Origin of the sequence: Pseudomonas sp. C27(2019), assembly GCF_008807395.1 — a bacterium.
In the GTDB taxonomy this organism is placed as follows: Bacteria; Pseudomonadota; Gammaproteobacteria; order Pseudomonadales; family Pseudomonadaceae; genus Denitrificimonas.
In genome coordinates this window covers 2,541,504-2,561,786 of record NZ_CP043320.1, presented here as the reverse complement: position 1 = coordinate 2,561,786, position 20,283 = coordinate 2,541,504, and the positions used below count along the sequence as shown (strand labels likewise).

At 48.6% G+C, this 20,283-nt stretch carries 18 protein-coding genes; 10 read left to right on the top strand and 8 right to left on the bottom strand.

Annotation, left to right across the window (positions count from 1 at the left end):
* Nucleotides 1-79 precede the first annotated feature (79 nt).
* Genes FXF61_RS11705 through FXF61_RS11695 form a run of 3 tightly spaced genes read left to right on the top strand, consistent with a single transcriptional unit; the run spans nucleotide 80 to nucleotide 2,922 of the window.
* Nucleotides 80-1,447 carry an MFS transporter gene (locus FXF61_RS11705; RefSeq protein WP_151185443.1) on the top strand — a complete coding sequence of 456 codons (1,368 nt, stop codon included), beginning with the start codon at nucleotides 80-82 and terminating at the stop codon, nucleotides 1,445-1,447.
* A 33-nt stretch (nucleotides 1,448-1,480) separates the two neighbouring features.
* On the top strand, nucleotides 1,481-1,978 hold the full coding sequence (locus FXF61_RS11700) for a single-stranded DNA-binding protein (protein WP_151185442.1): 498 nt from the start codon (nucleotides 1,481-1,483) through the stop codon (nucleotides 1,976-1,978).
* A gap of 59 nt (nucleotides 1,979-2,037) precedes the next feature.
* Entirely contained in the window at nucleotides 2,038-2,922 is an 885-nt protein-coding gene (locus FXF61_RS11695; protein WP_151185441.1) for a sugar nucleotide-binding protein, read from the top strand.
* A gap of 195 nt (nucleotides 2,923-3,117) precedes the next feature.
* On the opposite strand, the gene FXF61_RS11690 is transcribed toward FXF61_RS11695, so the two are convergent.
* Nucleotides 3,118-3,810 carry an OmpW family protein gene (locus tag FXF61_RS11690; protein ID WP_151185440.1) on the bottom strand — a complete coding sequence of 231 codons (693 nt, stop codon included), beginning with the start codon at nucleotides 3,808-3,810 and terminating at the stop codon, nucleotides 3,118-3,120.
* Nucleotides 3,811-4,115: 305 nt separating this feature from the next.
* Here FXF61_RS11690 and FXF61_RS11685 point away from each other — a divergent pair, with 305 nt between their 5' ends.
* The 6 genes from FXF61_RS11685 to FXF61_RS11660 all read left to right on the top strand — a co-directional run bounded on the left by FXF61_RS11685 (nucleotide 4,116) and on the right by FXF61_RS11660 (nucleotide 12,751).
* Nucleotides 4,116-5,123 (top strand): class 1 fructose-bisphosphatase, encoded by a 1,008-nt coding sequence (locus FXF61_RS11685; RefSeq protein ID WP_151185439.1) that lies wholly within the window; start codon nucleotides 4,116-4,118, stop codon nucleotides 5,121-5,123.
* Between the two features lie 267 nt (nucleotides 5,124-5,390).
* Nucleotides 5,391-7,583 carry a transcriptional regulator NosR gene (nosR, locus tag FXF61_RS11680; protein ID WP_151185438.1) on the top strand — a complete coding sequence of 731 codons (2,193 nt, stop codon included), beginning with the start codon at nucleotides 5,391-5,393 and terminating at the stop codon, nucleotides 7,581-7,583.
* Nucleotides 7,584-7,626: 43 nt separating this feature from the next.
* Nucleotides 7,627-9,540 (top strand): TAT-dependent nitrous-oxide reductase, encoded by a 1,914-nt coding sequence (gene nosZ / locus FXF61_RS11675; RefSeq protein WP_151185437.1) that lies wholly within the window; start codon nucleotides 7,627-7,629, stop codon nucleotides 9,538-9,540.
* Nucleotides 9,541-9,645: 105 nt separating this feature from the next.
* A complete protein-coding gene (locus FXF61_RS11670; RefSeq protein ID WP_256663415.1) occupies nucleotides 9,646-11,016 on the top strand; it encodes a nitrous oxide reductase family maturation protein NosD in 1,371 nt (456 codons plus the stop codon).
* Nucleotides 11,013-11,924 (top strand): ABC transporter ATP-binding protein, encoded by a 912-nt coding sequence (locus tag FXF61_RS11665; protein WP_151185436.1) that lies wholly within the window; start codon nucleotides 11,013-11,015, stop codon nucleotides 11,922-11,924. Before FXF61_RS11670 ends, FXF61_RS11665 begins: the two co-directional genes overlap by 4 nt.
* A complete protein-coding gene (locus FXF61_RS11660) occupies nucleotides 11,921-12,751 on the top strand; it encodes an ABC transporter permease (protein ID WP_151185435.1) in 831 nt (276 codons plus the stop codon). Before FXF61_RS11665 ends, FXF61_RS11660 begins: the two co-directional genes overlap by 4 nt.
* A 103-nt stretch (nucleotides 12,752-12,854) precedes the next feature.
* Here FXF61_RS11660 and FXF61_RS11655 read toward each other — a convergent pair whose 3' ends face one another.
* Complete coding sequence (locus FXF61_RS11655) at nucleotides 12,855-13,415, bottom strand: YSC84-related protein (protein ID WP_151185434.1); 561 nt, start codon at nucleotides 13,413-13,415, stop codon at nucleotides 12,855-12,857.
* A gap of 432 nt (nucleotides 13,416-13,847) precedes the next feature.
* Between FXF61_RS11655 and dtd the strand changes: the two genes are divergently transcribed.
* Nucleotides 13,848-14,285 (top strand): D-aminoacyl-tRNA deacylase, encoded by a 438-nt coding sequence (dtd, locus tag FXF61_RS11650; protein ID WP_151185433.1) that lies wholly within the window; start codon nucleotides 13,848-13,850, stop codon nucleotides 14,283-14,285.
* A gap of 110 nt (nucleotides 14,286-14,395) precedes the next feature.
* On the opposite strand, the gene FXF61_RS11645 is transcribed toward dtd, so the two are convergent.
* The 6 genes from FXF61_RS11645 to tatA form a co-directional block, all read right to left on the bottom strand.
* Nucleotides 14,396-16,570 (bottom strand): cation-translocating P-type ATPase, encoded by a 2,175-nt coding sequence (locus FXF61_RS11645; protein ID WP_151185432.1) that lies wholly within the window; start codon nucleotides 16,568-16,570, stop codon nucleotides 14,396-14,398.
* Nucleotides 16,571-16,629: 59 nt separating this feature from the next.
* The gene (locus FXF61_RS11640) at nucleotides 16,630-17,919 is read right to left on the bottom strand and encodes a DUF4010 domain-containing protein (protein ID WP_151185431.1); all 1,290 of its coding nucleotides are present in this window, start codon (nucleotides 17,917-17,919) and stop codon (nucleotides 16,630-16,632) included.
* Nucleotides 17,920-18,156: 237 nt separating this feature from the next.
* Nucleotides 18,157-18,864, bottom strand: coding sequence for a 16S rRNA (uracil(1498)-N(3))-methyltransferase (locus FXF61_RS11635; RefSeq protein WP_151185430.1), 708 nt, complete (start codon nucleotides 18,862-18,864; stop codon nucleotides 18,157-18,159).
* Nucleotides 18,861-19,664, bottom strand: a complete 804-nt coding sequence (gene tatC / locus FXF61_RS11630) for a twin-arginine translocase subunit TatC (RefSeq protein WP_151185429.1) — start codon at nucleotides 19,662-19,664, stop codon at nucleotides 18,861-18,863. The genes FXF61_RS11635 and tatC overlap by 4 nt, the downstream gene beginning before the upstream one ends.
* The gene (gene tatB / locus FXF61_RS11625) at nucleotides 19,661-20,023 is read right to left on the bottom strand and encodes a Sec-independent protein translocase protein TatB (protein WP_151185428.1); all 363 of its coding nucleotides are present in this window, start codon (nucleotides 20,021-20,023) and stop codon (nucleotides 19,661-19,663) included. Before tatB ends, tatC begins: the two co-directional genes overlap by 4 nt.
* 8 nt (nucleotides 20,024-20,031) lie before the next feature.
* A complete protein-coding gene (tatA, locus tag FXF61_RS11620) occupies nucleotides 20,032-20,277 on the bottom strand; it encodes a twin-arginine translocase TatA/TatE family subunit (RefSeq protein ID WP_151185427.1) in 246 nt (81 codons plus the stop codon).
* Nucleotides 20,278-20,283 lie beyond the last annotated feature (6 nt).

The window sequence follows — 20,283 nt, the reverse complement described above, 5'->3', positions numbered from 1 at the left end:
TTCAAGTATACGGGCTAGAGGGATGCTGCGGCAAAGTCTTCTGCCTGTTAGAATTGCGCCTCTATTTGAGGGAGGTGTCATGCACGATCATAATAGTGATGCAATGAACGCTCAGGAGCGGCGCGCAATCGGTGGTTTATCACTGGTTTTCGCCTTTCGTATGCTGGGCTTGTTTATGGTGTTGCCCGTTTTGGTAACTTACGGACAAGACTTGGCAGGCGCCACGCCTTTTTTATTAGGACTAGCGATTGGTGCCTATGGCTTAACCCAAGCTGTTTTGCAGATTCCATTTGGCATGCTCTCCGATCGCTTCGGACGTTTCCCGATTATTTATCTGGGTTTATTGATTTTTGCCATCGGTAGTATCGTGGCGGGGATGTCTGATTCGGTCTGGGGCATGATTGCTGGGCGCACCTTGCAAGGTGCGGGGGCTATTTCAGCGGCAGTGATGGCGTTGTTGTCAGATTTAACCCGTGAGCAGCATCGCACTAAAGCAATGGCGGTGATTGGTCTGAGTATTGGTCTGTCCTTTGCTGTGGCGATGGTGGTTGGGCCTTTGATCACGCGTGGCTTTGGTTTGTCTGGATTGTTTTGGTTTACTGCAGCAATGGCTTTATTTGGCATACTTATTGTTGCTTTAGCTGTACCGAAACCCGTTCAGCAAATGCGTCATCGAGAATCAGGTGTTGCCACTGCAGCGCTAGCAGCGACCTTACGCAATGGCGCGTTATTGCGCTTAGATTTTGGTATTTTTGCGTTGCATGCATTGTTAATGGCCAGCTTTATAGCTCTACCTTTGGCGCTGGTAGAGCAGGGTGGTTTGCCGAAAGAAGAGCATTGGTGGGTGTATTTAATCTCTCTATTTGTTGGTTTTTTTGCCATGCTGCCCTTTATTATCTACAGTGAAAAAAAGCGCCAAATGAAGCGTGTATTTGTTGGTGCGATCAGTGTCTTGATGGCCACTGAGCTGTATCTGTGGTGGTTCGCTGATAGTTTGACGCTATTGATAATTGGCACCATTGTGTTTTTTACAGCGTTTAACTTTTTAGAAGCATCACTGCCCTCGTTAATCAGTAAAGTGGCACCAGCGGGTGCTAAAGGCACGGCCATGGGTGTGTATTCCACCAGTCAGTTTTTAGGGGCTGCGTTGGGAGGAATGCTGGGCGGATGGTTATTCGGTCTTGGTGGTGCCTCACTGGTTTTTGCAGGTTGTGCCGCACTTGCAGCACTATGGCTGATTTTTGCTGCTAATATGCAAGAGCCGCCTTATGTGACTAGCGTGCGCTTACCGGTATCCCCAGCAGCCCTGCAAGAAACGCAATGGTTAACGGCGTTAAGCGCGCAAGCGGGTGTGATGGATGCTGTACTGGTGGCAGAGGAAGCTGCTGTTTATGTGAAATTTGATACGCAAATAACAGATCGTGCATCTGTAGAGCGTTACCTTTAAATAACGTTGCGTGCTGACCGTTTGGAGAGAAATATGTCTCGTGGAATTAATAAAGTAATCTTGATTGGTAATGTGGGCGGCGACCCAGAAACCCGTTATTTGCCCAATGGCAACGCTGTTGTCAACTTAACCTTGGCCACCAGTGACAGCTGGCGCGACAAGCAAACAGGGCAAATGCAAGAGCGCACCGAGTGGCACCGTGTGACGTTTTTTGGAAAAATTGCCGAGATTGCTGGGCAATATCTGCGTAAAGGCTCGAAAGTTTATATTGAAGGGCGTTTGCAAACCCGTGAATGGGAAAAAGACGGTGTTAAACGTTACACCACAGAAATCATTGTTGATATGGGCGGCACCATGCAAATGTTGGATAGCCGCGGTGATAACGAAGGCGGTAGTCGCCCAGCATCTGCACCGCGTCCTGCGCAGCAGTCACAGGGCCAGCCACAGCAGCAGCGCCCAGCGCCCAGCGTGCAACATGACGCCCAGCCTGCGCCAGACTACGACAGCTTCGATGATGATATTCCGTTTTGAGGCGGTGAAGGTTTTGGAACTGTAGGCCATAAATTATAAGAAAATACTGTGGGGCTGATATGCAATTACGCTTGGTTTTGCTGGGTGGTGGTAACGCGTTAGGAAGGGCTTTAGTGCGCTTGGGTGCAGAGGACGATATTGCTTTTCTAGCACCCAAACCGGACAAAGGCGCTTGGGATGCGGCCAGCTTAACCAGCTTAATTGATGAGGTGCGGCCTGATGCGGTGATCAATCTCGCCTATTACTACGATTGGTTTCAGGCTGGCATGGTGGATCCTGAGCATTTTGTGCCACAAGAGCGTGCGGTTGAGCGCTTAGCACAGTTGTGTAAGCATCATGACTGCATTCTAATACAGCCCTCCAGTTACCGTGTTTTCGATGGTGTACGTGCCACAGCCTACAACGAAACCAGTGAGTGCAAACCATTAAGCCCGCGTGGACAGGCATTGGTGCGTATGGAGCAGAGCGTGCGAGCTTTGTGCTCTAAACATGTTTTGCTACGTGTTGGATGGTTGTTAGATGACAGCCCAGATGGCGTGCTAGGACGCATGTTGCGTCGTGCTCAAGATCATGAGTTGATGGAAATGGCCGATGATCGTCGTGGTAATCCAACACCGGTTGAAGATGCAGCGCGGGTTATTCTTGCTATTTTAAAACAGTTGGATTGCGCAGCGCCCTTGTGGGGCACTTATCATTATGGCGGTCAAGAGGCTGCGACGACGCTAGCTGTTGCTCAGGCTATTTTAGCTGAAGCTCAGGCGTGGCGGCCGCAATTGAGCCAAGAAATTGTGGCGCGTGCCCATGCGGATTTTGCTGATGCCGAGATTGAGCCGCAGCATGGCGTGCTCGACACTCGCAAAATTACCCATACCTTTGGCATTAAGCCTCGGGCGTGGCGTACAGGCTTGGCTGACTTACTGGATAGTTATTACCGTAATGTTTAAGGGGTAGGGAATAATGTTGCCTAGCCCTGGCCGCGCAGGTAATTGTCCAGCGCGTCCTTAAAGTAGATTAACTTTGCTGATTAGAGCTTAATTTGCTGGGCGACTGCTGCTGAGTAGAGCCAATAAAGAAATACACTTCAATACATACAAAAACAGGCGTAATCAGCGCCTGTTTTTACTTACAGATTCTAAGAATTAGAACTTGTAGCCAAGACCAACCATATACACAAATGGTTTAACGTCAACATCAACTTTAACGCGACCTGCTGCGTGGCCCGCATAAGCAGTGGTGTCGATATCAATGTATCGAACTTGACCGTTAAGCATGATGCTGTCAGTCAGCATATAGTCAGCACCGACTTGCGCTGCCCAGCCCCAAGAGTTTTTGATGTTTAGGCTGGTAAAGTCTTTACCTGGAGCTTTGGCTGAACTGCTAACAGACTCATCAAAAAACCATGTGTAGTTGATACCGGCACCCACGTACGGCTGGAATGCTGAGCCACTGTCCATTGGGTAATACACGGCGCTTAAAGTTGGTGGTAGGTGCTTAAAACTACCAAGTTTACCGTCAAGACTGCCTCCGCCTACGCCCCTAAGATTTACATCATGGCTAAAAGGCGTTGCTGCTAACAGCTCAACACCAACATGATCAGTCACCATATAAGCAACGTTTAAACCGAGCTGGGTGTCATTATTGAGTGTTGCTTTGCCGCCTAAGTAGTTTCCAGCTAAGCCACCGCGATCACCTTGAACACCTGAGGAGTTTTCATACGTCTGTACAGTGATTGCACCGGCGCGAACGATAATGTCGCCGGCTTGGTGAGCGTGAACTGAAGGTGCAGCAATAGCTAACGCTAATACGGACGTAGCTAATAAGGTTGTGCGCATGGTGTGCTCCGATTACAAATTATCGTGTGTGTGGGTTGGTAGCAATGTTACGTAATGAAGCAAAGTGATTCTTGATGTAAGTCAATAAGCGCCCGAGTAGCATCTTGCTGTTTGTGAAAGACGCCATGCATTGTGATGCAGTGCATCTAATTGATTGCGCCACCGCGCTAACGATTGTTAGGAATAATGCATTTTGCTGCGATTTTATGTCGCGCAGTGGCGACAAATGAAAAGGCATGCAGCAATCGCAGCCACAAAGCGGTAAACTTAGCCGCATATTTTTTCTTACTCCGTTGGAGCGCTTCATGTCACGCACGAGTTTAAGCCGTTTTCTTATTGAGCAAACACGTTCACATCAAACCCCCGCAGAGCTGCGCTTTTTAATCGAAGTGGTGGCACGTGCTTGTAAAATGATCAACCATCAAGTGTCTAAAGGTGCGCTCGGCGGTGTTCTAGGCAGCATGGGCACCGAGAATGTGCAGGGTGAAGTACAGAAAAAACTCGATGTGCTGTCCAATGAGATCCTGCTCGAAGCCAACGAGTGGGGTGGACACTTAGCCGGTATGGCGTCTGAAGAAATGGATAATGCCTATCAAATTCCAGGTAAGTACCCAAAAGGATCGTACTTGTTGGTGTTTGACCCGTTGGATGGCTCGAGCAATATTGATGTTAACGTTTCTGTCGGTACGATTTTCTCGGTGCTGCGCTGTCCTAATCGCAATGGCGAAGAAGGTGACCTGGGTGAAGAGGCGTTCTTGCAGCCGGGTACTGAGCAAGTAGCTGCAGGCTATGCTATTTACGGTCCGCAGACCATGCTCGTGCTGACTTTAGGTAACGGCGTTAAAGGTTTTACTTTGGATGCGGAAATGGGCTCATTTATTTTGACCCATGATGATATTCGTGTGCCGGAGCAAACCGCAGAGTTTGCTATCAACATGTCTAATCAACGGCATTGGGAAGCGCCAGTAAAGCGTTATGTGGATGAGTTACTGCAGGGTAAAGAAGGGCCACTGGAGAAGGATTACAATATGCGCTGGGTTGCGGCAATGGTTGCTGATGTACACCGCATTTTAACCCGTGGCGGTATTTTTATGTACCCGCGTGATGCGCGCGAACCCGACAAGCCAGGCAAACTACGCTTGATGTACGAAGCCAATCCGATGTCATTTATTATTGAGCAAGCGGGTGGGATATCGACCAATGGTTATCAGCGTATTATGGATATTGAGCCGACTTCATTGCACGAGCGCGTAGCAGTGTTCTTAGGCTCCAAGCAAGAAGTTGAGCGAATTACAAGCTACCACAGCGAATAGGTTGTCATAGCGCGATATAAAAAAGCCAGATTAAATATCTGGCTTTTTTATATATAAAGAAAGGCGTATTGATCTGTGTCAGCTTATTGTGAAATAGTTGCCTGCAGGTTTGAGCGCTGCAAAGAGTCGATGCCTTATATACAGTGACTTCCCCTGATTAACGACTGCTTTGGGCGGTGGTGTTGAAAAAACCTATGACCGTAGTCAAGAGATAATAAGATTCTCACTTGTTATGCTCCAAAAAATTTCAAGGTCTAAGGCGAGAATATGCAGGCTATCCATTTCAATTGGCAACGAAGTGCACAGGTGTGCATGGCTTGGTTGCTGGCCATGCTTGTTATCTTTTTTTATGCGCTGGGTTCAGCGCAGGCGGCAAGTTTAACTGCGCTGGAAAAAGGGCGTATCGCCTTAGCTTTTCCACAAGCAGGCAGCATTACTGAGTCCGAGGGCGAGTTTCAAATACGCCAAATCTTATCAGGCGATGAGTTACTAGGTTATGCCTACCAAACCATTGATGTGGTGGATATCCCAGCTTACTCGGGTAAGCCGATTAACCTGCAAGTTGTCCTTGACCCGCAAGGCGTAATTAAAGATGCCTATGTTTTAAAGCACGAAGAACCTATTTTGCTGATTGGTATTCCAGAACAAAAACTGCATGATTTTGCTGCTGAATATGCAGGAATCAGTGTTGAGCAGCGCGTCGTGATTGGCCGCTCTAGAGATGAGGCCGCGGTTACTATTGATGCGGTGAGTGGCGCGACAGTGACGGTGATGGTCTTGAACGAGGCTGTTATGCGTTCAGCTCATCAGGTTGCGGTTTCTTTAGGTCTGGTTAAAGAGCACTCACAAACTAAAAATAAACCAGCCATCGTGCTGATGGATGAATACCAGCAAGCCAGTTGGACGACTTTGACCGGTGATGGTTCGATCCGGCGCCTATTGCTCAATCGTGGGCAAGTGGATGATGCCTTTATTGGCAGTGAGGCCGAGGGAGTTGATGCTGCAAAACCAGAGCAGCGCGATGATACCTTTATTGACTTGTACGTGGCTGAGCTAACGCCGCCGACCATTGGTCGTAACCTATTAGGCGAAAGGCAATACCAGGATTTAATGGACGAGCTGAAGCCTGAAGAGCGCGCAATTGTAGTATTGGGCAATGGTGATTATTCATTTAAAGGTTCAGGCTATGTACGCGGTGGTATTTTTGACCGCATCCAATTACGTCAGTTTGGTGACATCATTAGCTTCCGAGATCTGGATTTTTATCGTTTAAGCGATGTATATGCTGAAGGAATGCCAGATTTTAGTGAGATGGGCATCTTTATTATTCGCCCGCAGTATGCCTTTGATTCGGGCTCAGATTGGACGATAGAGTTGCTGGTGCGCCGCCAAACTGGACCGGTTGATAGTATTTTTACCAGTTTTGAGTTGCCCTATCAGATTCCTGAAACTTACATTGAGCGCCCGCCTTTGACCGCGTCTGAGCAAGCGGCTATTGATGAGGCGAATCGTCCGTTGTGGCTCAATATTTGGTATCAGAAAACCTTCCAGGTTAGCGTGTTGAGTGTTGGCTTAGTGCTGCTTTTAGGGATTCTATTTCTGCAAGACTATTTAGTACGCTACCCCAAGCTGTTGCACAGGTTGCGTATGAGCTACCTGACTTTTACTGTAGTGTTTATTGGCTGGTATGCCTTGGGACAACTGTCCATTGTTAACGTGCTGACGTTTGCACACTCGGTGATGCATGGCTTCAGTTGGGAGCTGTTTTTAAGTGACCCTATTATCTTTACTCTTTGGGGATTCACTGCAGCCGTTATCTTGCTCTGGGGGCGAGGTGTGTTCTGCGGCTGGTTGTGTCCTTTTGGTGCTTTACAAGAGATTATCAACGAAATTGCTCGCAAAATAAAAATCCCTCAATACGAACTGCCCTTTGCTTTGCATGAACGGCTCTGGGCGATCAAGTACATTATATTGCTCATTCTGTTTGGCCTCTCACTGGAGTCGATGTCAACGGCTGAAAAGTTTGCTGAAGTTGAACCATTCAAAACCGCAATTACGCTAAAGTTTGACCGTCAATGGTGGTTCGTTCTGTATGCTGTGGTTTTGCTAGTGATCAATATCTTTACTCGCAAAGTGTACTGCCGTTATATTTGCCCACTGGGTGCTGCGTTAGCGATTCCGACCAAATTACGTTTATTTGATTGGCTTAAGCGTCGCAAAGAATGCGGTACGCCGTGTCAGTTGTGTGCAGTTGAGTGTGAAATTCAAGCAATTCATCCGGATGGCACGATCAACGCCAATGAGTGTCACCACTGTCTAGACTGTCAGGTGACCTACCATAATGATGAACGCTGTCCTCCGTTAGTGGCGAAGAAAAAGCGCCGCGAACGCACTAAAGCAGCTCCGCAAATGCAAGAGCCGCAAATCATTCCGGCCGTCCAGCTGGAAACCTCGTCTTAATTCCGTCCAAATTAAGACACATTACCATGGAGATGTATCTGTCATGAGCGAAAAAAAAACGACAACTGAGAGTGAAAAAACTGGCTTAAGTCGGCGCGGATTTCTTGGCGCCACAGCCGTTACTGGTGCAACTTTAGCCGGCGCGACAGCGATCGGCTCTTCTGTAATGAGCCGTGAAACTTGGGCGGCTGCAGTTAAAGAAGCAAAAAACAAAGCCCATGTTGGCCCAGGTGAGCTGGATGATTACTACTGCTTTTTAAGTGGTGGTCACCAAGGTGAAGTGCGTGTGCTGGGTCTGCCATCCATGCGCGAATTAATGCGTATTCCTGTTTTTAATATGGACAGTGCTGTTGGTTGGGGTATTACCAACGAAAGTAAGGCCGTATTGGGTGAAAGCGCGAAGTTCTTGAATGGTGACTGTCACCACCCGCACATTTCAATGACCGATGGCAGTTACGACGGTAAGTATCTGTTCATCAACGATAAAGCCAACACCCGTGTTGCGCGGATTCGTTTAGATATTATGAAGTGCGATAAAATCACCACTATTCCAAACGTACAAGCCATTCACGGTTTGCGCTTACAGAAAGTGCCACATACCAAGTATGTATTCTGCAACGCTGAGTTTATTATTCCTCACCCAAATGATGGTACTAACCTCGACAACCTTGATGCTGCAGAAAAGTACACCATGTACAACGCCCTCGATGCGGAAACCATGGAAGTGGCATGGCAGGTGATGGTTGATGGTAACCTCGATAACACCGATATGTGCTACACCGGCAAATATGCAGCGGCAACCTGCTATAACTCAGAAGGTGCGACTGATCTGGCTGGAATGATGCGTAATGAGCGCGATTGGGTCACTATCTTTAACATTCCGCGTATTGAAGAAGAAATCAAAGCAGGCCGCTTTATCACCTTGGGCGATTCTAAAGTGCCGGTGGTTGATGGCCGTAAAAAAGACGGTAAAAACGCACGCGTGACCCGTTATGTGCCAGTTCCAAAAAACCCGCACGGCCTGAATACTTCACCAGATGGTAAGTACTTCATTGCCAACGGTAAGCTGTCGCCGACGTGCTCAATGATTGCCATTGATATGCTTGATGACTTATTTAATGATAAGTTTGCTGATGAGCGTGAAGTGGTTGTTGGTGAGCCAGAATTGGGTCTAGGCCCATTGCACACCACCTTTGATGGCCGCGGTAATGCCTACACTACGCTGTTTATTGACAGCCAAGTAGTGAAGTGGAACATGGCAGAAGCGGTTCGCCACTACAATGGCGAAGATGTGAACTACATCAAACAAAAGCTTGATGTGCACTATCAGCCAGGCCATAACCACGCATCCTTAACTGAAACAAAAGATGCAGACGGCAAATGGTTGTTGGTGTTGAGCAAGTTCTCAAAAGACCGCTTCTTACCAGCAGGTCCACTGCACCCTGAAAACGATCAGTTGATTGATATTTCTGGTGATGTAATGGAAATCGTGCATGATGGCCCATCCTATGCTGAGCCGCATGATGCAATTATGGCGCGTCGTGACCAGATCAAAACCAAGAAGATTTGGGACCGCGATGATCCGTACTTTGCTGCAACCGTGGCGCGCGCCAAAGAAGATGGCATCACGCTAGAGACTGATAACAAAATCATCCGTGATGGTAATAAAGTGCGTGTTTACATGACCTCTATTGCTCCATCGTTTGGTATGAGCGAGTTTACAGTGAATCAAGGTGATGAAGTCACTGTGACAGTGACCAACCTGGATATGATTGAAGACGTGACCCATGGTTTCTGTATGGTTAACCACGGTGTCAGTATGGAAATCAGCCCGCAGCAAACCTCGTCAGTAACCTTTACTGCAGATAAACCAGGTGTATTCTGGTACTACTGCAACTGGTTCTGCCACGCCCTGCACATGGAAATGGTTGGACGTATGCTAGTCAAACCTGCATAAAGGCAGGTCAAAACTACCGGCGTTGTCTAAATTTAAAGTAGGCAACGTCGGTTTTTTTAATACAATGGGAATTTATATGCAGGCTAGACAACAGGGTGCGGCTTAATGAGAATGCTGGGAGCGATGATTCGCGGAGTAATGTACAGTGCCGCGCTGCTTTTAGTGATGCCTGTATACGCAGCAGAAGAAGTGCCGGACGCATTAAAAGATGTGCAGTTGCACGAAATACAAGCCGCACCAGACGCGGACTTAGAATTACAATCCATCACTGATTTACCCTTAGAGCAGGTTTCAGAGACGCATTGGCGTTTACCTGCGGGTGTCTATGTTGGTCACTATGTGGTTGATAAAACAATGACGCTTGAGTGCGCATCAGATGCTTATTTACGCGCTAATGGCACGGGTAATGCTCTGAATATTCGTGCGCCGGACGTCACCGTAACAGGCTGTGATATCAGTGAGTGGGGCAATAATCTAACACAAATGGATGCCGGTATTTTTGTCGAGCGTACCGCTACCAATGTGAAGATTGAAAATAACTTTATTCATGGCCAAGGCTTTGGTGTGTGGGTTGACGCCACGCACAATGTCAGCATTGCTAATAATAAAGTTCAAGGTGACCTTGCCTTGCGCAACCAAGATCGCGGCAACGGTATTCATCTGTTTGCTGTGCGTTTTGCCAATATTAGCGATAATGAAATCTGGCACACGCGTGACGGCATTTATATTGAAGCGGCCAATGACAATATAATCCATAACAATCACATGCGTGATTTACGTTATGGTGTGCACTATATGTTTTCCAATCGCAATGAAGTAACCAACAACAGCACTTTGCGCACCCGTACCGGCTATGCACTGATGCAAAGTCGTCAGCTTACCGTGATTGGTAATAGCTCTGATCATGATCAGAATTACGGTATTTTGTTGAATTACATCACCTATTCGACACTGAAAAATAACGTGGTCACCGCAGTTCAGCCCGGTTCTGGTGATGGCGTACACATCAGTGGTGCGGAAGGCAAAGCGTTGTTTATCTATAACTCGCTGTTTAACACCCTAGCGGGTAACCATTTTGAACACAGTGCGCTGGGTATCCACTTGACTGCGGGCTCAGAAGATAATCGTATTTACCACAATTCTTTCCTTGGCAATCAGCAGCAAGTTAAGTATGTCGCCATTCGTTATCAGGAGTGGTCGCATGAAGGTAAGGGCAACTATTGGAGCGACTATCTGGGCTGGGATCGCAACAGTGATGGTGTCGGTGATGTGCCTTATGAACCGAACGATAATGTCGATCGTTTATTGTGGACATATCCGCAAGTGCGCTTATTAATGCACAGCCCCAGTATTGAGTTATTGCGTTTAGTCCAGCGCGCTTTTCCAGTGGTTAAATACCCAGGTGTACAAGACAGCTTTCCGCTTATGCGGCCGCTGACGACCGCTACTCCTACTTCATCAGGATTATCAGAATGAATGCTGTAGAACTGCACAATGTGTATCAGCAGTACGGCACTATGGCTGTACTGGATAATATTAGTTTGACCCTTGGCGAAGGCGAAGTGTTGGGTTTATTTGGCCACAACGGTGCCGGTAAAACCACCACAGTGCGTCTGATTCTAGGCTTATTAAAAGCCACGAGCGGTGAGGTTCGTGTCCTCGGTGGCACTCCGGGTGACAGCGATATTCGGCGCAAAATTGGTTTTTTACCTGAAAACATGACGTTTTACCCGCAGTTGACAGGGCGTGAAACCCTGCTGCACTTTGCGCGCCTCAAAGGTGCTGCGGTGCAACAGGTGGATGATTTACTTGAGCAAGTAGGTCTAACAGCGGCGAGCACGAAACGGGTGAAAACCTACTCTAAAGGTATGCGTCAGCGCCTTGGTTTAGCACAAGCTATTTTGGGGCGTCCGCGTTTGTTGTTGCTGGATGAACCCACTGTCGGCTTGGATCCGATTGCGACCCAAGAGCTGTATCAGTTGATTGGCCGTTTGCGAGATGACGGCACCAGCATTGTGATTTGCTCGCATGTGCTGCCGGGTGTCGAGCCTTATATTGATCGTGCTGCGGTCTTAGCCTTAGGGCATTTAGAGGCGATTGGCACCTTGCATGAGTTGCGTGCTCAAGCGCAGTTGCCAGTGCGCATTCGTGCCGCAGGCCTGAGCATAGAGCAGCTGACTGGCGCAGATGTACAGTCCGTTCGGGCTTTGCATGGTGCTTGGCATGAACTGCTGGTTGCGCCGGCAGATAAATTGGCGATTGTGCAGCGCATTCTAAATTTACAACCACACGATATCGAAGTGCAGCCGCCTTCTTTAGAAGACTTGTATTGCTATTACACCGGAAAAGCCGGTGCCTTGGGTGTTGCAGGAGTTCAGCAATGAGTCAGATTTGGAATGTTGCCCGTAAAGAGTTAAGTGATGGTTTACGCAACCGCTGGATGCTTGCGATTAGTTTGGTTTTTGCATTATTGGCGGTGGGTATTGCATGGTTTGGTGCCGCAGCATCTGGGCAGATTGGTTTTACCTCGATCCCAGCAACCATTGCCAGCTTGGCCAGCTTAGCGACCTTTTTAATGCCGTTAATTGCTTTGTTACTGGCTTACGATGCGATTGTTGGTGAGGATGAAGGTGGTACTTTAATGTTGCTGTTGACCTATCCCATCAGTCGCGGGCAGATTTTGCTGGGCAAGTTTGTCGGGCATGGCATGATTTTAGGTTTAGCAACCTTAATTGGTTTTGGCTGTGCAGCCTTAGCCATCGCAGTATTGGTGCCTGAAGTCGAGCTGGGTATGCTGCTCTGGGCCTTTACCCGCTTTATTGTTTCTTCAACGCTGTTGGGCTTGGTGTTTTTAGCGTTGGCCTATGTATTGAGCAGTCGCGCCACTGAAAAATCCAGTGCAGCCGGTTTAGCATTAGGGCTTTGGTTCTTATTTGTCCTAGTGTTTGATTTAGCGCTGCTGGCTGTCTTAGTGATCAGCGAGGGTAGCTTTAATCCTGATGCATTACCCTGGTTGCTATTGCTCAATCCTGCAGATATTTATCGTTTGATCAATCTGGCGGGCTTTGAATCAACTTCAAGTACTGTAGGTGTGATGGCCTTAGCCGGAGATTTGCCGATGAGCAGTCTCGCGCTTTGGGGGTGTTTAGTGGCTTGGGTCGGTGCTTCATTAGCGTTGGCGCACTGGATGTTTGCTCGGCGAACAGCCTAAGCACATGCTGTGAGGCGTATTGTGGTAACCCAGATGACGAGCATCTGATTGCTGTCATCTGGGGAGAGTTGTTGGCTTGAGTTTGAGTATCACCCTTGTTTGTTTAGCGCTTGATTGGGGAGATTTTTGTGCCTTCAATGCTAACGCCAGCCATCAGACCTTGCTGACTAAAGATAAAAGCATAGGCGTCACTCTTCAGTGAAGATGTAGAGATGTTCTTTGCTACACCTTTGTCAACCACAACCACAGTCGGGCCTACACCAAGCTCCCAACCCTTGGTCTTTTCGATATAGCGAACGGCATCATCGGTCATCAGAAATACTGCATAGCCATATGTTTGCGCACCGATCTGTAAACCCCAAGAACCAGCAACTGAGTTGTAGTAATTGACAATCTGCGAACCTTTGAGCAGTACGCCTTCACCATAGCTACCACCAAAGACTAAGCCGGCCTGTACGATATTAGGGAAAACCAAAATTGCTTTGGCGCCTTGCGCAAGCGTCTTGGCAACAGGCTCGGCTTTATAAAGCGACTGCAACGCGCTCAGAGAATTTCTATCCAAATCCTCAGCAGTTGCCGCGTTGGCTAAGTTCATTGCGCCCATTGTTATGCTGGCTGCTGCGGCAACCACAAATGCCATAAATGTGTTTCGTAACGTACTCATTTTATTATCCTTTTCTGATGGATGTGCGTATGTTGTTCTGATCGAACAATGACAATATGACTCACGCGCAGTCACTTTTAGGTTACTGCGAAAAATCAGACGCTGAGTTCAATGATAGATTTTTGTTTATATGCTGTAACAAGAGTATCTCCCTCGGCATATATCGAGTTTTGTTTTGCCATTAAGTGATGGCTTTCACTCAGTAAGACCTTCTTTGGTGCGCTTAGTTGCCAGTGTAGTAGCCGCTTTGCTTTTGTTCGCTGCTACGCTGCTAGCGGCAGTATTTAATGTACCTTGCTGGTTGCAGGTGACAGGCGAGCAAATGGGCCGATAATATAAGCAGCGCGCATGAACGTAGCAGTATCGGCATGGTATCGCTCTCAACAATGAGTCATGCCAGCATCTGAGTTAACAGAATGTATAGAGGTGAATGTGAAGGCATTATTGCAACGGGTCAGCCAAGCCAGTGTCAGTATTGAAGGTGCTGAAGTGGCACGCATTGCTGAAGGCTTATTGGTTTTGGTAGGGATTGAGCCGGCTGATACTCAGCAGAGCGTTGAGAAAATCCTGCATAAGCTGCTCAATTACCGAGTCTTTGCTGATGAGCAAGAGCGGATGAATAAGTCGCTCACCGATATCCAAGGTGGTTTATTGTTGGTTTCGCAGTTTACTTTAGCCGCCGATACCCGTAGTGGTTTGCGCCCGGGGTTTTCAACTGCCGCAGCGCCCGCGCAGGCGCAAGCACTGTTTGAGCAGATGGTGAGCATGGCGCAGCAACGTCATGCCAATGTACAGGCAGGGCAGTTTGGCGCTGATATGCAAGTGCAGCTGATCAATGATGGGCCAGTGACCTTTATGCTTGAGGTGTAATGCTTGCACAGCACTTTTATCACAAGACTTTACGCAAACACCGCTGTCTGGCTACTCTGTGTGGCCAGCGACACACTTGCAGGTTAAGCATAGTGCAGCCGTGCCACGCCTTAAAAGCGCTGCTTCAATAAGCGCAAGCTATTAACAATCACCAGCAAACTAGCGCCCAAATCAGCAAACACCGCCATCCACATGGTGGCTTGGCCACTGATGGCTAAGATTAAAAACACCAGTTTAATCGCAATCGCAAAACTAATATTTTGTTTAAGAATCGTACTTGTGCGCTGCGATAAGCGGATAAACTGCGGGATTTTTCGTAAGTCAGCGTCCATCAACGCGATATTTGCGGCTTCCACTGCGGTGTCTGAACCGGCTGCCGCCATCGCAAAACTGATATTGGCTTGTGCCAGTGCGGGCGCATCATTGATACCATCACCGACCATACCGACGAGCTGCTGTGCGTTACTTTGCAGTTGCTGCACGTGCTTGAGCTTGTCTTCAGGCAGCATTTCACCGCTGGCTTGCTCAATGCCCACTTGTGCGGCGATTGCATTGGCAGTGTGTTGATTATCGCCGCTGAGCATTAAGCTGTGAATGCCTAAGGTATGCAACTGGGCAATGGCTTCAGCGGCGTGTTCACGTAAGGTGTCGGCCACGGCAAAACAAGCCAATACTTCCTGCTCGCTGGCCAGCATCACCACGCTTTGACCTTGTTTTTCTAGCGCTTCGAGCTGAGCTTCGAGATCAGTTGAGCAGACATTCAGCTCTTCAATTAGGCGGTGGTTACCTAAGTAGTAGCGTGTGCCATTAATGATGCCGCTGCTACCGCGACCCAGTAGTGCTTGAAAATCGCTGACCTCATAGTGGCTGTGCTGCTGATCAATAAAGGCATCGGCAATGGCCAGTGACACTGGGTGATCAGAGCGAACAGCAAGGCTGGCGGCTAAGTTCTGGGCGTTGTTATCTGTGTCGTTGAGCAACAGTGTTTGCGTGAGCACAGGCGTGCCTTGGGTCAGGGTGCCGGTTTTATCAAAAGCGAGGGTGGTGAGATTTTTACCCTGTTCTAAAAACACACCACCTTTAATTAAAATACCCTGGCGTGCCGCTTGAGTTAAGGCGCTGACTACTGCAACTGGGGTTGAGATCACTAATGCGCATGGGCAGGCGATGACTAGCAAGACCAAGGCTTTATATAGCCAATCAGTCCATAGCCCGCCAAACAGCAGCGGTGGTAGCACAGCGATTAAGCAAGCGATGGCCACCACAATTGGCGTGTAAATCTTGGCAAAGCGATCAATAAAACGCTGGGTTGGCGCACGATTGGCTTGTGCTTCTTCAACGGCATGAATAATCCGTGCCAGTGTGGAGTTGTCGCGGGTGGCGGTGGTAAGGTATTCCAGTGCACCTTGCATATTGACGCTGCCAGCAAATAAGGGGCTGTCGATACTCTTTTCTACCGGCAGACTTTCACCGGTAATCGGCGCTTGGTTAACCGTTGAGTTGCCGCTGACCACGGTTCCATCCAGCGGTACACGCTCACCGGGTTGCAAGCGCACGCGAGTACCAATGGCAACCGCATCGGCTTGACTGCTTTGCCACTGTCCATCAACTAATATTAGCGCGGTTTCTGGAGCCAGTTCTAAAACGTTATGAATGGCATAGCGGGCGCGATCAAGCGACTTTACCTCAATCCATTCTGCCAGCGCGAACAAAAACGTCACCATAGCTGCTTCTGGCCAATGACCGATAAACAGTGCACCGGTCACGGCAATGGTCATTAAGGCATTGATATTTAGATTGCCGTTACGAATAGCAATCCAGCCTTTTTTCAACACCGGCACACCAACGCTAGCCAGCACCACTAAAGTGAGTGCAATAGTCGCCCAGTGCGCATCAGCCGCTGTCCACTCTAAAACTTCAGCAGCAGTAGCGGCGATACCGGCGACAACCAGCGGCCATACAGTTTGTTTGGGTTTTTGATCTAGGTTGCTAGCGTTTTGAGTTTGCTGCTGTGGGTTAAAGCCAATGCTTTTTAACGCGGCAATCACGCTATCAAGTGCAGACTCAGCATGACTGACCGTAAGTTGGCGGCGCATCAAATTAAATTCAACTGCGCTGATATCTGCCATAGTGGCCAGCTTGCTGCGAATCAACTGTTCTTCGGTGGGGCAGTCCATTTCAGTGATGATAAAAACACTGCTGATATGACTCGGGTCTTTACTCGATGTGGCTGCAGACTCAGGCTGTGCATGCGCTATGCCACACTCGGTTTTGCAAGATTTCATAGCTACTCCAATATTTCATGGCACTTGCCCTGATTAGAAGCCTTACCATGGTGGGAGGGTCAAGTCGTGTAGGCTGGTAACATGACAGCCAAACCGGCCAGTAATGACATAAATATCGGTAGTGCGATACGCAGTAGCATGGCCTTGCCGCCAAGAGACACCGCCATGCCAGCCTTCATAATATTGTTGACCGAGGCCGCAATAATAATGCCGATAATGGCGGTACGGCTGTCCAGCCCCATTTGTGACATGCGCGTCAGCGACAGAGTAATGGCATCGACATCGGTGATGCCGGAAACGGTGGCCAGCAGGTAGATACCGGTATTGCCCAGCCATTGTTGCAGTACGCTAGCCATCAATAAAATCAAAGACAATACGGCACCCAACACTAAGGCTGATTTTAAGTCCAGTGGATTGCTGTGCAATATTGGTTGCTCCACCTTGGTGCCATTGTGGTGAGTGCGCCAGATCAGTAGTGCTGGCAGGTATAAAACTGACGTCATTGCTAGTACGGGTAATACTAAGCTGCCCAGTAGCTGCGGGCTGATCATCGCACAATACAATAATATTCGCAGGTACATGGTGCCGCAGGCCAGCAAAATACCAGAGGCCAGTAGTGGCGAAAGCACCGGTGTTTGCCGTGCCAGTCGTGAAAAATGCAGGGTCAGCGCGGTGGATGATGCTAGCCCGGCAAACAGACTGGTAAATAAAATACCTTTTTCGGTGCCGCCCACGCGCATGGCAAAATAACCGACAAATGAAATGGATGCGATCAGCACCACCATCCACCAAATCTCATAGGGGTTGAGCATATTGCTGGGCCCTATACTTTCGTTCGGTAGCAGTGGCAGCATGACCACCGAAATCAATAGCAGTTTTAGTGCTGCATCCAGCTCATGCTCTTGCAGGCGGTTTAATGCGCTGTGAATTTCTTGCTTGTTATCTAAAATAATGGTGGTGATAACAGCAGCGGTGGCAGCAACGGCAATATCCACGGCAACAGCAACTGCACCGAAACAAAAGGTTAGCAGCAGGCCAACAATACCGGTAATGCTGTAATTGCGCATATGATCCATGCGTACACGGTAGGCCATGACCGCAGTGATACAGACTGCTAGCAAGGTGGCTGGCAATATCCAAGGTGTCACTTTTAGAGATAGCAGTGCAGCGATGCCACCGAGTAAGCCGACCAGTGAGTAGGTGCGGATACCGGCAACTCGTTCGCCGGGCTTTTGTCCGCGCGCCGCCCAGCCACGCTGTAGCCCAGTCAGCGCTCCGAGCAATAATGCAACGGCAAGCTGTATGATGATCTGTTGCTCGCTGATAAACTGCTCGGCATAGTTTTCCATCGGGCACCTCAATAGTTGTGCTAGTGCGCCAGCCTGCCTAGGTGCTGGGTGCACTATCGTAGCAAAGTATGATCTCGGTCATTTGATGCAGTCGCAAGTGCTTATTTTATTCATTGCATTGACTGGTCTGAGCCATCAAGCTTCAACTTCACCTGTAAATTATGACTCATTATCTGCTGAGTGTGGTTTTTTATAGACACTGCTAAAGCCTGAGATGCGCACCAGCAGTGTAGGCGTTTAAAACAAACGTGCCAACAGTGCAGGGACAGCTGTTTCCACTCGCAAAATGCGCTCACCAAGCTGCACAGGTTGCAGGCCTGCTTTGCTTAAAAGTGTGACTTCATAGGGAATCCAGCCGCCTTCTGGGCCAATTGCTAAGGTCACCGGCTCATTAAGCGCACGAGGACACTCAGGGTGATCACCAGGGTGGGCAATGAAACCGCGGGTATTTGCGGCAAGAGCAGGTAGCTCATCCTCAACAAAAGGCTTAAAACGCTTAGCGAGGATCACTTCAGGCAAAATCGTATCGCGTGCTTGCTCTAATCCTAAAATCAACTGCTCGGTAAGTGCTTCTGGCTGTAAAAAAGGCGTTTGCCAAAAGCTTTTTTCGACGCGATAACTATTAATTAATACCAGTTTAGCCACGCCCATGCTGGCAATGGTTTGCAGAGTTCGGCGTAGCATTTTTGGACGTGGTAAAGCGAGCAGTAGGGTGATAGGCAGTTTCGCTGGCGGCTGCTCGGACAAGCTCACCTGCAACTCAGCCGCGGTGTTATTGATGGAGAGTAGAACGGCTTGGCCTTGTAATCCTCCGAGCCGGCCAGCGCGCAGGACTTGCCCTACGCTGGCCTTATTCACTGTGATGAGGTGCAGTAGCCTGCGACCTGTGATGCGTACACGGTCTGCTGCAATAAAGTCAGCATCATCGAGCAGCAATAGATTCATGGTTGAACGGGCGGTGATTGCTCATCGTCTGTGGGCGCTTGATTTTCTTCTGCTGCAGCTTTTTCTTCACGTTCTCTTTGGATAATACTGCCAAACAAAACGCCAACTTCGAATAAAAACCACATCGGAATTGCCAGTAATGTCTGCGATAAAATATCAGGCGGGGTTAGTACCATACCGACAACAAAGCAACCAACAACCACGTAAGGCCGACTTTTACGCAAAGTGGCGACATCGACAAGGCCAACCCACACTAATAGAAAAGTGGCAATGGGGATCTCAAAGGCCACGCCAAAGGCAAAGAACAAGGTTAAGACAAAATCTAAATATTGGCCAATATCGGTCATCATCTCGACCCCTTGTGGGGTCACGCTGGCAAAGAAGCCAAACATGATGGGGAACACGACAAAGTACGCAAAGGCCATGCCCGCATAGAACAGTGCCACGCTGGAAATCAGCAGCGGTACAGCAATACGCTTTTCATGTTTGTATAAGCCTGGGGCAATAAAGCCCCAGATTTGATACAAAATGACCGGCACACTTAGAAAAACAGACACCATCAGGGTCAGTTTAAAAGGCGTTAGAAACGGCGATGCCACACCCGTGGCAATCATGGTTGCGCCTTCTGGCAAGTACGTGCGTAAAGGTGCAGCGACTAACGCATAAATATCCTGAGCAAAATAAAACAGCCCAGCAAAGATCAGCAAGACAGTCACCACGCAGCGCATGAGGCGCGTGCGCAACTCAGTCAAATGTGCGATCAGCGGCATGCTGTTTTCAGGCTGATTATGCGTACTCATGACGGTTTCTCTTTATCTACGCTAGCTGCACTATCTGCGCTAGAGCTGTCTTTTGAGCTGGTGCTGTCTTTAAGGAGGTTTTCTAGAGGTTTATCGCTAAACATATGATTAGCTCGGTAAGTGGCGTCACTGAGCATTTTACGTTCTTTTTCTAAAATGCCTTCATTGCGTAACTCGCGGCGAATTTCATCCGCACCGAGTTCGCGCTCAACATCTTCTTTGATCGTGTTAAAACCGCGCTTGATACGGCCCACCCAGCGCCCCGCGACACGTGCCGCAGTGGGTAAACGCTTAGGGCCAATGACCAATAAAGCAACCACGCTAATCAGGAGCAGTTCAGTAAAGCCAATATCAAACATGGATTAACTCATTTTTTAGAAGATGGATCTTCGACATGTTCTGCTTTCGCATCAAAGGTTTGCCCTTTGGTTTCGGGGGCTTCTGTTTTTTGCACTGCTTCAGGTGTTTTCTCGTCATTGGTATCTACGGCTTTACGAAAGCCTTTAATTGCATCACCTAAGTCAGCACCCATACCTTTGAGGCGCTTGGTGCCAAACAGTAGGATAACGATAACCAAGATAATCAGTAGTTGCCAAACGCCAATACCGCCCATGATGTG